This is a genomic window from Bradyrhizobium sp. SZCCHNR1002, assembly GCF_032381435.1.
Classification (GTDB): Bacteria; Pseudomonadota; Alphaproteobacteria; order Rhizobiales; family Xanthobacteraceae; genus Bradyrhizobium; species Bradyrhizobium aeschynomenes.
Window position 1 is genome coordinate 85,236 of record NZ_JAUHIS010000009.1, and the last position, 13,453, is coordinate 98,688.

At 64.9% G+C, this 13,453-nt stretch carries 13 protein-coding genes and 1 tRNA gene; 10 read left to right on the forward strand and 4 right to left on the reverse strand.

From position 1 onward, the window contains the following. Positions 1–107 precede the first annotated feature (107 nt). The gene (locus tag QX108_RS30945) at positions 108–602 is read left to right on the forward strand and encodes a PaaI family thioesterase (RefSeq protein WP_315786173.1); all 495 of its coding nucleotides are present in this window, start codon (positions 108–110) and stop codon (positions 600–602) included. 9 nt (positions 603–611) lie between these two features. Here QX108_RS30945 and QX108_RS30950 read toward each other — a convergent pair whose 3' ends face one another. The 3 genes from QX108_RS30950 to QX108_RS30960 form a co-directional block, all read right to left on the reverse strand. Further along, the gene (locus tag QX108_RS30950; protein ID WP_315724723.1) at positions 612–2,198 is read right to left on the reverse strand and encodes an ABC transporter substrate-binding protein; all 1,587 of its coding nucleotides are present in this window, start codon (positions 2,196–2,198) and stop codon (positions 612–614) included. Between the two features lie 45 nt (positions 2,199–2,243). Beyond that, a complete protein-coding gene (locus tag QX108_RS30955; protein WP_315724721.1) occupies positions 2,244–3,413 on the reverse strand; it encodes an ROK family transcriptional regulator in 1,170 nt (389 codons plus the stop codon). Between the two features lie 167 nt (positions 3,414–3,580). After that, a complete protein-coding gene (locus QX108_RS30960; protein ID WP_315724718.1) occupies positions 3,581–3,907 on the reverse strand; it encodes a metalloregulator ArsR/SmtB family transcription factor in 327 nt (108 codons plus the stop codon). 87 nt (positions 3,908–3,994) lie between these two features. Here QX108_RS30960 and QX108_RS30965 point away from each other — a divergent pair, with 87 nt between their 5' ends. From QX108_RS30965 to QX108_RS30980, 4 genes are all read left to right on the forward strand, one after another. After that, positions 3,995–4,417, forward strand: coding sequence for a YeeE/YedE family protein (locus tag QX108_RS30965; RefSeq protein WP_315786176.1), 423 nt, complete (start codon positions 3,995–3,997; stop codon positions 4,415–4,417). A 7-nt stretch (positions 4,418–4,424) separates the two neighbouring features. Next, positions 4,425–4,877 carry a DUF6691 family protein gene (locus tag QX108_RS30970; protein WP_315786177.1) on the forward strand — a complete coding sequence of 151 codons (453 nt, stop codon included), beginning with the start codon at positions 4,425–4,427 and terminating at the stop codon, positions 4,875–4,877. A gap of 29 nt (positions 4,878–4,906) precedes the next feature. Further along, positions 4,907–5,800 (forward strand): MBL fold metallo-hydrolase, encoded by an 894-nt coding sequence (locus tag QX108_RS30975; RefSeq protein ID WP_315786178.1) that lies wholly within the window; start codon positions 4,907–4,909, stop codon positions 5,798–5,800. 91 nt (positions 5,801–5,891) lie between these two features. Further along, a complete protein-coding gene (locus QX108_RS30980; RefSeq protein ID WP_315786180.1) occupies positions 5,892–6,686 on the forward strand; it encodes a sulfite exporter TauE/SafE family protein in 795 nt (264 codons plus the stop codon). A 104-nt stretch (positions 6,687–6,790) separates the two neighbouring features. Here the strand turns inward: QX108_RS30980 and QX108_RS30985 are convergent, their stop codons facing one another. Then, on the reverse strand, positions 6,791–7,318 hold the full coding sequence (locus QX108_RS30985) for a DNA starvation/stationary phase protection protein (RefSeq protein ID WP_315786182.1): 528 nt from the start codon (positions 7,316–7,318) through the stop codon (positions 6,791–6,793). Positions 7,319–7,429: 111 nt separating this feature from the next. On the opposite strand from QX108_RS30985, the gene QX108_RS30990 reads away from it, so the two are divergent. From QX108_RS30990 to QX108_RS31010, 5 genes are all read left to right on the forward strand, one after another. Beyond that, on the forward strand, positions 7,430–8,134 hold the full coding sequence (locus tag QX108_RS30990; protein WP_315786184.1) for a class I SAM-dependent methyltransferase: 705 nt from the start codon (positions 7,430–7,432) through the stop codon (positions 8,132–8,134). Positions 8,135–8,229: 95 nt separating this feature from the next. After that, positions 8,230–8,306, forward strand: a tRNA-OTHER gene (locus tag QX108_RS30995). 248 nt (positions 8,307–8,554) lie between these two features. Next, on the forward strand, positions 8,555–12,019 hold the full coding sequence (gene carB / locus QX108_RS31000) for a carbamoyl-phosphate synthase large subunit (protein WP_315724704.1): 3,465 nt from the start codon (positions 8,555–8,557) through the stop codon (positions 12,017–12,019). Positions 12,020–12,230: 211 nt separating this feature from the next. Beyond that, a complete protein-coding gene (gene greA, locus QX108_RS31005) occupies positions 12,231–12,707 on the forward strand; it encodes a transcription elongation factor GreA (protein WP_172109902.1) in 477 nt (158 codons plus the stop codon). A 249-nt stretch (positions 12,708–12,956) separates the two neighbouring features. Further along, positions 12,957–13,361, forward strand: coding sequence for a DoxX family protein (locus QX108_RS31010; protein ID WP_315724701.1), 405 nt, complete (start codon positions 12,957–12,959; stop codon positions 13,359–13,361). Positions 13,362–13,453 lie beyond the last annotated feature (92 nt).

The following is a 13,453-nucleotide window of genomic DNA, read 5'->3' on the forward strand; positions in this document are numbered from 1 at the left end:
CGGGCATTTTTTTCGCCCCTGGCATCGTGATGGCGCCGCATCGTTTTGCGCTCGCGCTGCGGCTGCCTTCTTTGTATGATGGTCATCATTTATATGGAGAACATGACATGAGCGAAGCGGTCGTACCTGGGATTGAGTTCAGCGTGGTACCGGTTAAGGTGCTGGCCTCGATGCCCGGGCTCGATTTCGTGCGCGGCGTCTTTGCGGGGACGCTGCCGCAGCCGCCGATCATGCAGACGGTCGAACCGTTCGACTGCACCGCGGAGCCGGGCCACGTCGTGATGCACAGCGTGCCCGGCTTGCGGCACTACAATCCGATCGGCTCGGTGCACGGCGGCTATGCCGCGATCCTGCTGGATTCGGCGATGGGGCTTGCCGTGCAGACGCGCTGTCCGCAGGGCAGCGGCTACACCACGCTCGAATTCAAGATCTCCTTCGTCAAGGCGATGACCGAAGCGACGGGCGTGGTGCGGACGGAGGGCAAGACGCTGTCCTTCGGCCGCCGCGCCGCCACGGCCGAAGCGCGCATCGTCGACACGCAGGGGCGGCTGCTCGCGCACGCCACCACCACCTGCCTGGTGTTCGAGCTGCCGAAGGGCTAGCCCACCGTCTCATTTGCGGGACACGTTCCAGTACACCGGCGCCGGCGGATTGAGGATGCCGGTGAGATCCGAGCGGGCTGCGCGGAACTGATAGGCCACCGCGATCGGGATATACGGCACGGTCTGCACGGCGCGCTGCTGGATCTGCTCGGCCAGCGCCTTGCGCTCGGCGATGTCGGCGGAGTCGCCGAACGCGGCGCGCAGCTTCTCGATCTCGGCATCGCACGGCCAGCCGAACCAGGCCTTGTCGCAGTTCGAGCGCAGGCCGAGATGGCTGATCGGCAGCATCATGTCGAGGCCGCCGGGACCGGAGATGAAGATCGACCAGCCGCCCTGCCCGACCGGCTCCTTCTTGGCGCGGCGGCTGACGACGGTCGCCCAGTCCATCGCCTGCACGTCCACCTTGAAGCCGGCCGCCTTGAGCTGCTGCTCGGCGACCAGGCTCGCCGGGTGGATCTGCGCATTCTCCGAGGCATCGAGGATCACGACCGGCGTGCCGTCATAGCCGCTCTCGCGCAGCAGCGTCTTCGCCTTCTCCAGATCGAACGAGGGGAAGCCGGCCTCCGTGTAGTAGGGCGAGGCGCAGATGTAGAACGACCTGCAGGCCTTGATGAGCCCGCCGTCGCCGCCGCCCCAGGCCTCGATGTAGTCCTGCGGATTCACGGCGAGCAGCGCAGCGCGGCGGATGGCGGGATTGTCGAATGGCGGCTGGATCGAGTTCAGCCGGATCTGCTGCGCCACGCCGATCTCGTCCTGGTTGGACACGACCACGTTCTTGCCGGCCTTCGCCACCGGAACGAGATCGGTCGGAATGTCCTCGGCGATATCCAGCTCGCCCTTCTTCAACGCGTCGAGCGCGGTCTGCTGGTCCGGAATGATCAGCCATTCGACGCGATCGAACTTGACGACCTTGCCGCCTGAAAGCCCCGCCGCCGGCTCGGTGCGCGGCACGTAATGCGGGTTCTTGACGAAGACGAGCTTCGAGCCGGGCACCCACTCATCCTTCTTGAAGACGAATGGGCCCGAGCCGGTCTGGTCCGCAAGCGGCTGGCCCGCAGCGGTTGCGGCGATGACCCGGGCCGGGACGATGAAGGGCACGGGAGCGCCGGGCTTGGCGAGCGCATCGAGCACGAAGCCCCAGGGCTCCTTCAGCGTCAGGCTGAACGTCCTGGCGTCGACGACCTCCCACGAGGCGCCGTGGGCATTGAGCATCTGCCCCATCGCATCGGCCTGGCTCCAGCGCTTGAGCGAGGCGACGACGTCCTCCGACGTCACGCTCGCACCGTCGCCGAACTTCAGCCCGTCGCGCAGCTTGAAGGTCCAGATCTTGCGGTCATCGGAGTTGGTCCAGCTGTCGACCATCTGCGGCTTGACCTGGAGCTTGTCGTCGACGGTGAACAGCGTGTCGTAGATCATGTAGCCGAAATTGCGCGCGATCGAATCCGCGGCAATGGTCGGGTCGAGCACCTTGAGGTCGCCCGAGGGCTTGACCTTCAGGACGGTATCGGCACGTCCGGAGGTCGCCGGCAACGTGGCGGCCAGGCAGAGAACGGCGCCTGCCAGAACCTGGCGCAGCAAAGCTCGATGTCGTTTCATCATCATTCCCTCCCGTGATCGTCGGACGTGCGCTGCCGACGTGTGTTAGCTTGAGATCAAGTGCCGATCCTGCGCGCGACGCTCGCCGCTGCGCCGGATGAAGGAGAAGGCGGCCAGCGCCATCCCGGAGACCGGCTCGCGCCCCAGGCTCGCAGGGGAGAAGGTGAGCGCGGTGCCTTGCAGGCCGCCCAGGCGTGACTGGCCGATGGATTCCAGGACGTTGGCGCGATCCTCCGCCGGCAGAGACCCCGGCCATCCGGCGATGACGACGTTCCGCTGCCGATTGAGATTGAGCGCGTTACCGATCGCGAGGCCCAGCCGTCCCAGGCGGGCCCTGATCTCGGCCCGCGCCGGCGCGGAGATGCGGTAGTCGTGAGGCCAACGGTCGCCGCGGTTGATCAGTTCGCTTTCCTGCACCACGAGAATGTCCGCCAGCGCGACGGTAGACACATAGGTTTCGAGACAGCCGGCGTGCCCGCATCGGCAGAGAGCCCCGCCTGGATCGATCACGACATGGCCGATTTCGCAGGTTTCGACATCGCCGCTCTCGGCCAGTTCGTCGACGATGGCCGCGCCGACGCCATGGCCGACGAACACGAAGAAATACGAGCCGCCGAGAACGCCCGTTCCCATCTCCAGCCGATGCCCGACGGCACGCGCGACCATCGAATTGGTCAACCGTGCCGGCGTCTCCGGAAGCTCGCGCTGCAGGAGGTCGTCGAGCCGCGCGACGTCCACTGCAACGATGGGACTGGTGCGCAGATCGGGATCATAGCCCGGGATCGAGACGGCGAGTTGCTCCAGGGCGATGCCGCGCTGCTTGGCCCAGCCGGCGAGATCGCAGACGGCCCGGGTCATCGTCGCCGCGACATCGGCGGCGCCGAGGCCGTCGGGAAGATCGTATCGCTGAGAGTACAGCGTTTCGCCGGCCAGCGTGCCGACGGCGGAGTACAGACTGTTGTTGGAGATCTCGATCGCTGCGACGCGAATCTGATTGCTCAATGTGACGAACTGGCTCGGGCCGCCGCGGTAGGGCGCCGGGCGCCGCGTCTCCTCAATGACGCCCTCGGCCTTCAGATCGCCGATGATGCGCGAGATGCTGGCTTCGGTGAGCGCGACCCCCTGCGCCAGATCCGGCCGGAACGAGCCACCGGAGCACCAGAGGTAACCAAGGACTGCAGATCGCGTATCACGCCGACTGCGGATGAGCCGCACCCCGCTTCCCCATCATTCTTACTTATTGTAAGAATGCTATTCAGCGGGCATGACGCTGTCAATCGGCACGACATCCAGACGAGCCGGCGGACCGGATGACGGGCCTCTCGGCGACCATCTGCCTCCAACCAGAGTGCGCGGGCTGGGACGCACGGCCGGCGCGCCGATCAGGCGCAATACAGGCGGTACAGCGTCTGCAGGATCTCACGGACCTCATGGCTCGCCAGCCGGTAATAGATCGTCTGGCCCTCGCGCCGCGTCGCGACCAGGTCGAGCGCGCGCATCATGGCGAGATGTTGCGACAGCGCCGCCTGGCGCAAGCCCACTTGTTCGGCCAGTTCCCCGACCGCCCGTTCGCCCTCGATCAGGTTGCACAGCACCATGAGCCGCTTCGGGTTCGCCATGGCCGTGAGCAGGCGCGCGGCCTCTTCGGCTTTTTCTTCAAGGCCCGCTACCAGGGCGACCCCGGACTTGCGAGCGACACGCGTTGTCATGATTGTTACTTCTCTATTTTCGCATATAAGCAATAATGCACATAATATCCAATTGCAATGTGTAGACTGCCGGGGAGCCCGAGAACGATGATCAGCGAGTATACATTCATAGCGGCGCTCACGGGTGGCGCTCTGATTGGCGCTTCCGCCGTGATGATGATGGGTCTGACCGGCCGAATCGCCGGCGTCAGCGGGATCGCCGCACGCCTGCTGCCGCCCTGGAACGGCGCGATCGCCGGCCGCTTTGCCTTCATTCTGGGCCTGATCGCAGCCGCCCTGATCGTCCGGCTGGTGGCCGGCGGCCTGCCGCCCCTCAATCTCGAGGCCGGCACGGTCGATCTGGTGGCGGCCGGGCTGCTGGTCGGCTTTGGCGCGGTGCTGGGCAACGGCTGTACCTCCGGCCACGGGGTGTGCGGATTGGCCAGCCTGTCGCCGCGGTCGATGGTGGCCACGCTGGTGTTCATGGTGACTGCGGTCGCGACCACGTTCCTTGCACGTCACGTGATGTGAGGTTGACATGACCGTTCTCACCCAGTTCGTCGTCGGACTCGTTTTTGGACTTGGCCTGCTGCTGTCGGGAATGTCCAATCCTCAGAAGGTGCTGGACTTTCTCGACCTTGCCGCGCTCCGCTCCGGCGGCTGGGATCCTAGTCTCATCTTCGTCATGGCGGGCGCCGTGGCGGTGACTTTCGTCGGCTTCCGGCTCGTCTTCAGGCGCCAGCGGCCTGTCCTCGACGATCGCTTCCATCTGCCGCCCTCGCAGACGCTGGATTGGCGGATCGCGATCGGCCCCGCCATCTTCGGCATCGGCTGGGGCCTCGCCGGCATCTGCCCGGGCCCCGCCTTCGTGGCGCTCGGCTACGGCTCACCTGCGATCGTGCTGTTCGTGGTCGCCATGCTGATCGGGATGGCCGCGGCGCGCCTGCTCGCGAGCCGCCAGCCGCAGCTCTCCACTGCTGCTTCAGAATGAACAAGAAACGGTCTTCGACGGAGGTTCAAATGTCCAGCATTCCGCATCCGGTCGATCTGTCGGTGAAGCCCGACATCACGCCGTTCTTCGATCCGGCCACCAACACCGTCAGCTATGTGGTGAAGGACTCGAACTCGTCCGCCTGCGCCGTGATCGATTCCGTGATGGACATCGATTATGCGTCCGGCCGCATCGCGCCGCTCTCGGCGGACAAGATCATCAGCCTGATTAAGGAGCGCGGATGGCATCTGGAATGGCTGATCGAGACGCATGTTCATGCCGATCATCTGTCGGCGGCGCCGTACATCCAGTCAAAGCTGGGCGGCAAGATCGGCATCGGCGACAATATCAGGGTCGTGCAGCAGACCTTCGGCAAGATCTTCAACGAGGGCACTGAATTCCAGCGCGACGGCAGCCAGTTCGACCGGCTGTTCCAGGATGGCGACACCTACCAGATCGGCGGCATGACCGCGTTCGCCATGCATACGCCGGGACACACGCCGGCCTGCATGACCCATGTGATCGGCGACGCCGCATTCGTCGGCGACACCCTGTTCATGCCGGACGGCGGCTCGGCGCGCGCCGATTTCCCCGGCGGCGATGCGCGCACGCTGTATCGCTCGATCCGCCGGGTGCTGGAGTTGCCCGCTGCGACACGGCTCTTCATGTGCCACGATTATGGCCCCAACGGCCGCGACATCCGCTGGGAGACGACCGTCGCCGAACAGCGCGCGCATAACATCCATGCGCGCGATGGCATCACCGAGGATGAGTTCGTCGCGGCGCGGGAGGCACGCGACCGCACACTGGACATGCCCAAGCTGATCATTCCCTCGCTGCAGGTGAACATGAAGGCGGGGCAATTGCCGAGCGCCGACGAGAGCGGACGCCGCTTCCTGAAGGTACCGCTCAACGCGCTTTGACGACGCGCACCGATCTTCGCACGGGGCCCTCCACCGGGCCCGCAGCCCCCTCCATCGAGCGCCGGACACGTTCCGGCGGAGCATTCCTTCCATGACCTTTTCCGGTGCCGAGCTTGCGCTCGGCTCGCTATCCGGCTCGCTGGTCGGGTTCACGCTCGGCCTCATCGGGGGCGGCGGATCCGTCCTTGCCGTGCCGCTGATGGTCTATCTGGTCGGCGTCGCCAATCCGCATGTCGCAATCGGCACCAGCGCGGTCGCGGTAGCGATCAACGCGGCCGCCAACCTCGCCAATCATGCCCGTTCCGGCAACGTCAAATGGCCGTGCGCGCTGGTGTTCGCGGCCACTGGTGTGGTCGGCGCCTTCGCAGGGTCGACCCTGGGCAAAATGGTCGACGGCCAGAAGCTGCTGCTGCTGTTCGCCCTGGTGATGATCGTCATCGGGCTCCTGATGCTGCGCAAACGCGGCGGCGACGGCCATCTGGACGTCAAGCTCTCACGCGACAATTTGTGGCCGCTGCTGGCATTCGGCTTCGGCACGGGAACGTTGTCCGGCTTCTTCGGGATTGGCGGTGGCTTCCTGATCGTGCCGGCCCTGATGTTCGCGACGGGCATGCCGATCCTCTATGCGATCGGCTCGTCGCTCGTCTCCGTCACCGCCTTCGGCCTGACGACGGCCACCAATTACGCGTTGTCGGGACTGGTCGACTGGGCCCTGGCGGCGATCTTTCTGGTCGCCGGCATCGCCGGCGGCCTTGCCGGCGCGAGGCTTGCAGCTCGCCTGTCAGGAACGCGCGGCACCTTGAACAAGGTTTTCGCCACGATGGTCTTTGCGGTGGCAGCCTACATGATCTACCGCAGCGTGATCGCAGTGAGCGGGGCCGGCTAGCACCGCACCCAATCGACGACGCCCAGGCGAACACGTGGGCCAAACCGAAAAGAGACGCGCCACGTCGTCGCAGCGCGTCGCTCAGATCTCATCCTGCGGTCAGTTCACGCCGCGTTGCTGCCTTCCTGGCGGCTCGCTTCGAACAAGAACCAGGTGCGTCGCTCGGTCTCGTCGATGAAGTTTTCCAGCAATCCCGCGGTCGCCGGGTCGTCATTGTCGTCGCACACCTCATGCGCCTTCCGCATCGAGGCCGCGATGTGCTTGTTGTCCTCCATCAACTCCCGCAGCATCTCGCGCGGCGGCACATACTCCTCGTTGTTGTCCTTGATGGTCTGCAGCTTGCTGATCTGGCTGATCGATTTGATCGTGGTACCGCCGAGCTTGCGCACCCGCTCGGCCAGTTGGTCCGTGGTGGCGAAGATCGCATCCGACTGCTCGTCGAGCATCTTGTGATAGTCGTGAAAGTGCCGGCCGCTGACGTGCCAATGGAAATTCTTGGTCTTCAGATACAGCGCGAAGGCGTCGGCAAGCAGCGTGTTCAAAGCTGTCGAAATCTTGTTCACGGCGTCGGGCGACAGATCGGTCGGCGTATCGAGCTCGGGGGCGGTCTTGTCTGTCTTTGCTTTACTCACGGCTTAACCTTCCTGTTAGAACCAGCAATGGACACGGGTGATCGGACCCGTTAACGCTCGCTGACCCTTCAAGTTCCCATCAAGGAACTGTGTTTGCCGGAACCCGCCGCCATGGACGATTGGATCGATTATTACGATTCCACGCACACGATCTATGCGAGCAAGCTGCATCGCGACCTGCACTTCCAGGGGATCGCGCGCGACATCGTCGGCTATATTCCGTCGGCTGATGCCGTCGTGCTCGATTATTCCTGCGGCGAGGCCTTGTCGGCCGCCAAGGTCGCGGACGCCTGCATGACGCTGATCCTGGCCGAACCGGCACCGGGCGTGCGTGGCCGGCTGATCGCCCGCTTCGCCCCTAACACCAAGATCCGCGTGCGCTCGCTGGATGAGCTGCGCAACATGCCGGAAGGCTCGATCGACCTCATCGTCATGAACTCGGTCGCGCAATACATGAGCGAGGCCGACTTCGATGCCGCGCTGGCGGTGATCCGGCGGCTGCTGAAGCCGTCGGGACAATTCGTGCTCGGCGACGTGCTGCGCCCGGACGTCGGGATGGGGCGAGACGTGCTTGCATTGCTGAGGTTCGCCGCGCGGGACGGATTTCTCAAGGATGCGCTGGTCGGCCTGGTCGCCACCGCGCTGTCCGATTACCGGCAGCTGCGGACCAAGGTCGGCCTGCAGCGCTACAGCGAGGCCGACATCCTGGCGCGGCTGAAGAGGGCCGGTCTGAGTGCCGTCCGCGCGCCCAAGAACATCGGCCACAATCCGTGGCGGATGACCTTCGTGGCACGTCCGGCGACGGGAACCGCCTGACCTCCCGCCCGCTGGAACCGAACATCCGGCAATTGGATTAGGGTTAACTGAAACACGGGCTGGCTCACGCCGCCGTGAGAGGTAAGATCGCCCCCGGCCCGGTGGCGGAAGCTACGACGCGAAGAGCGGTGCAACGCTCTTGAACCTGGTTCAAGTCCAGGCCGGGCCTCCAGCCTTCGCTGCTTTCGCAGCTTCGGCTCGGCAAGCCAGCCAAGATCGGCCGTCCTTGCGCCCTGCCCGCACCAATTTGGCCGTTGATTTCGGCCCAAAACCCTTTTCGCTCAGAGGAAACTGGTCTAAAGACCGCTCGCGCGCGAGCACTGGTCGCGCCTTGGCCTTCCCTGGGCCTGTGGGGGACGCGCGGCACGCGCGCCCTTTTTTTGTGCCCAATTCTCTGCCGTTTCTTGCCCGTGAGCTTGAATGCCGAAACGCACTGACATCTCGACCATCCTGATCATTGGCGCCGGTCCGATCGTGATCGGCCAGGCCTGCGAATTCGACTATTCGGGCACGCAGGCGGTAAAGGCGCTCAAGGAGGAGGGCTACCGCGTCGTCCTCGTCAATTCAAATCCGGCCACGATCATGACCGATCCGGAATTGGCGGACGCGACCTATATCGAGCCGATCACGCCCGAGATCGTCGCCAAGATCATCGAGAAGGAACGTCACGTCATCCCCGGCGGCTTCGCGCTGCTGCCGACCATGGGCGGGCAGACCGCGCTGAACTGCGCGCTGTCGCTGCGCCGGCAGGGCACGCTGGAGAAGTTCGACGTCGAGATGATCGGCGCCACGGCTGACGCGATCGACAAGGCCGAGGACCGCCAGCTGTTCCGCAACGCCATGGAGAAGATCGGGCTGCAGACGCCGAAGTCGCGGCTCGCCAACGCCTCCGCGCTGAAGAAGCAATACCGCGACAAGTACTACGCCGAGCGCGAGAAGCTGTCGGGCGCCGAGCGCGACGAGCTCGACCGGCAATGGACGCTCGGCGAGAACGAGCGCCGCAAGCGGTACCAGGAGCACGCACTCGGCCAGGCGCTGATGGCGCTGTCCGAGATCGGCCTGCCCGCGATCATTCGCCCGTCCTTCACGATGGGCGGCACCGGCGGCGGCATCGCCTACAACAAGGAAGAATATCTCGACATCATCGAGCGCGGGCTCGACGCTTCCCCCACCAACGAAGTGCTGATCGAAGAGTCGGTGCTCGGGTGGAAGGAGTACGAGATGGAGGTCGTCCGCGACAAGAAGGACAACTGCATCATCGTCTGCTCGATCGAGAACCTCGATCCGATGGGCGTGCACACCGGCGACTCGATCACCGTCGCGCCGGCGCTGACGCTCACCGACAAGGAATATCAGATCATGCGCGACGCCTCGCTGGCGGTGCTGCGCGAGATCGGCGTCGAGACCGGCGGCTCCAACGTGCAGTTCGGCGTCAACCCCGCCGACGGCCGCATGGTCGTGATCGAGATGAATCCGCGCGTGTCGCGCTCCTCGGCGCTGGCGTCGAAGGCGACCGGCTTCCCGATCGCCAAGGTCGCCGCCAAGCTCGCGGTCGGCTACACGCTGGACGAGATCGCCAACGACATCACCGGCGGCGCGACGCCGGCCTCGTTCGAGCCGACCATCGACTACGTCGTGACCAAGATCCCGCGCTTCGCCTTCGAGAAATTCCCGGGCGCCTCGACCACCTTGACGACATCGATGAAGTCGGTCGGCGAGGTCATGGCGATCGGCCGCACCTTCCAGGAGAGCCTGCAGAAAGCGCTGCGCGGCCTGGAGACGGGTCTCACCGGCCTGGACGAGATCGACATCGAAGGTCTCGGCCGCGGCGACGACAAGAACGCAATCCGCGCCGCCCTGGGCACGCCGACGCCGAACCGCCTGCTGCAGGTGGCGCAGGCGATGCGGCTCGGCTGGACGGACGAGGACATCTTCAACTCCTGCAAGATCGATCCCTGGTTCCTGGCGCAGATGCGCGGCATCGTCGAGATGGAGGACAAGGTCCGCCGTCACGGCCTGCCGCCGAATGCGAGCGGAATGCGCACGCTGAAGGCGATGGGCTTCTCGGACGCGCGGCTCGCGGTGCTCGCCAACAGCACCGAAGCCGAGGTCGCCGCCAAACGGCACGCGCTCGATGTCCGTCCGGCGTTCAAGCGCATCGACACCTGCGCGGCGGAGTTCGCCTCGCCCACCGCCTACATGTATTCGAGCTATGAGACGCCGTTTGCCGGCGCACTCGGCGACGAGAGCGCCCCGTCCGACAAGAAGAAAGTGATCATTCTCGGCGGCGGCCCGAACCGGATCGGCCAGGGCATCGAGTTCGACTATTGCTGCTGCCATGCCTGTTTCGCGCTGGCCGATGCCGGCTACGAGACCATCATGGTCAACTGCAATCCGGAGACGGTGTCGACCGACTACGACACCGCCGACCGGCTGTATTTCGAGCCGCTCACCGCGGAGGACGTGCTCGAGATCATCGCCACCGAGCGCAAGAACGGCACCGTCCACGGCGTCATCGTGCAGTTCGGCGGCCAGACGCCGCTGAAGCTCGCGCGCGCACTGGAAGCCGCAGAGGTGCCGATTCTCGGCACCTCGCCGGAAGCCATCGACCTCGCCGAGGACCGCGACCGCTTCAAGCGCATCCTCGACAAGCTGCATCTGAAGCAGCCGAAGAACGGAATCGCCTATTCGGTCGAGCAGGCGCGCCTGGTGGCGGCCGATCTCGGCCTGCCGCTGGTGGTGCGTCCGTCCTACGTGCTGGGCGGCCGCGCGATGCAGATCATCCGCGAGGACAACCAGCTCAGCGACTACCTGCTCGGTACCCTGCCCGAGCTGGTGCCGGCCGACGTCAAGGCGCGCTATCCGAACGACAAGACCGGCCAGATCAACACGGTGCTCGGCAAGAACCCGCTGCTGTTCGACCGCTATCTGTCGGATGCCACCGAGATCGACGTCGACTGTCTTTCCGACGGCAAGGACACCTTCATCGTCGGCATCATGGAGCACATCGAGGAAGCCGGCATCCACTCGGGTGATTCGGCTTGCTCGCTGCCGCCGCACTCGCTCGACGAGGCCACCATTGCCGAGCTGGAGCGGCAGACCCGCGAGCTCGCGCTCGGGCTCGATGTCGTCGGCCTGATGAACGTGCAATATGCGATCAAGGACGGGGCCATCTACGTGCTGGAGGTCAATCCGCGCGCCTCGCGTACGGTGCCCTTCGTCGCCAAGGTGGTCGGCACGCCGGTCGCCAAGATCGCGGCCCGAATCATGGCGGGCGAAAAGCTCGCTGATTTCGGCCTGACCAAGCGCGCGCTCAAGCACGTCGGTGTCAAGGAGTCGGTCTTCCCGTTCGCCCGCTTCCCCGGCGTCGACACGGTGCTCGGCCCGGAGATGCGCTCGACCGGCGAGGTGATGGGCATCGACCGCTCCTTCGCGGTCGCCTTCGCCAAGAGCCAGCTCGGCGGCGGCACACGCGTGCCGCGCAAGGGTACGGTGTTCGTCTCGGTGCGCGAGAGCGACAAGGCCCGAATCACCGAGGTGGTGCGGATGCTGCACGAGCACGGCTTCAAGGTGGTCGCGACCTCCGGCACTCAGCGCTTCCTGGTCGATCAGGGCGTCCCGGCCGAGAAGATCAACAAGGTGCTGGAAGGCAGGCCGCACATCGTGGACGCCATCACCAATGGCGACATCCAGCTGGTCTTCAACACCACTGAAGGTCCGCAGGCCCTGGCCGACAGCCGCTCGCTGCGGCGCGCTGCCCTCTTGCATAAAGTGCCGTATTACACCACTCTTTCGGGTGCCGTGGCGGCTGCGCAAGGTATCCGTGCCTATCTCGGGGGAGACCTTGAGGTCCGCACCTTGCAGAGTTACTTTTCCGAAAACTAATCGCGTCGCGCGGGCGAGAGCCCGCTAAGCGGTTGGCAACAATCGGCAATAAGCCATCTCGGCAGGAACTCGCCGCCTTGTTCGATGTTGGTCCGGCCTTTGACGGGTCGGCATGGCCCGGCTTTTCGGCTTTGCTTTGAGCCGCGAAGGCCTATTCTGAAGATGCTGATCGTGCGCACGCTTTGTCCGCACGACTGAAGGACGAGAAGAGATGGTCGAAAAGGTTCCTATGACCGCGGGCGGCTACGCCGCGCTCGAGAACGAGCTGAAGCAGCGCCAGTCGGTGGACCGCCCGCGCATCATCGAGCACATCGCCGAGGCGCGCTCGCATGGCGACCTGTCGGAGAACGCGGAATATCACGCCGCCAAGGAAGAGCAGTCGCACAATGAGGGCCGCATCGCCGAGCTCGAGGACAAGCTCGCCCGCGCCGACATCATCGATGTCGCCAAGCTCTCCGGCGATACGATCAAGTTTGGCGCGACGGTGACCCTGATCGACGAGGACACCGAGAAGAAGACGGTCTGGCAGATCGTCGGCGAGGTCGAGGCCGATGCCAAGAAGGGCCGGATCTCGATCACGTCGCCGCTGGCGCGCGCCTTGATCGGCAAGAAGATGGGCACCACCGTAGAGGTCATGGCGCCCGGCGGCGCCAAGTCCTACGAGATCGCCAAGGTGGAATGGCGCTGAGGCGCTGACGTTAGATTGTCTACCAGAGGCCGAGCAACAGGGCTGCGCGAAGGCGCGGCCCTTCCTCGTTTTGGACGATCCCGAGGGCGAGGGCCGTTCGGCAGCATGCGGTCAATTCCTCGGGACCGGAAGATTCATTGCGGTGACGGGGTTTAGGTAATGAGCTAGTGCAGGATGGGCGAGCAGTGCCGCTCGGATCGGCGCGGCGTTCGCTTACATCATGATGTTTTCATTGGGGGATGATCAGACATGGAGCAGATGCTCTCGAAATGGCAACCGGCTGCGCTCAGCCTGTTTCGCTTCATCACCGGCCTGCTGCTGTTTCAGTATGGCGTGGCCAAGATCTTCAAGTTTCCGGTGATTCCGTATTTCGCGAACGTCCCGCCGCTGATCTACACGGCCGGCATGATCGAGCTGGTGCTCGGCGCGTTGCTGATGGTCGGTCTGCTCACGCGGCCCGTCGCGTTCATCCTCTCGGGCCAGATGGCCTTCGCCTACTTCCTCGGCCACATGTTCAAGACCGGCGAGCCGGTCTGGCTGCCGCTGCTGAACAACGGCACCGCGGCGATCGCGTTCTGCTTCTCGTGCCTGTATCTGGCGACAGCCGGCGGCGGGCCGATCAGCCTGGACGCGCTGCTGCGCAAGAAGTCCTAATCTCACGTCGTCATTCCCGGGCGATGCGCCAGCATCGAACCCGGAATCCCGAATTGAGTGTGCGATCTCGAGATTTCGGGTTCAGCCCCTTA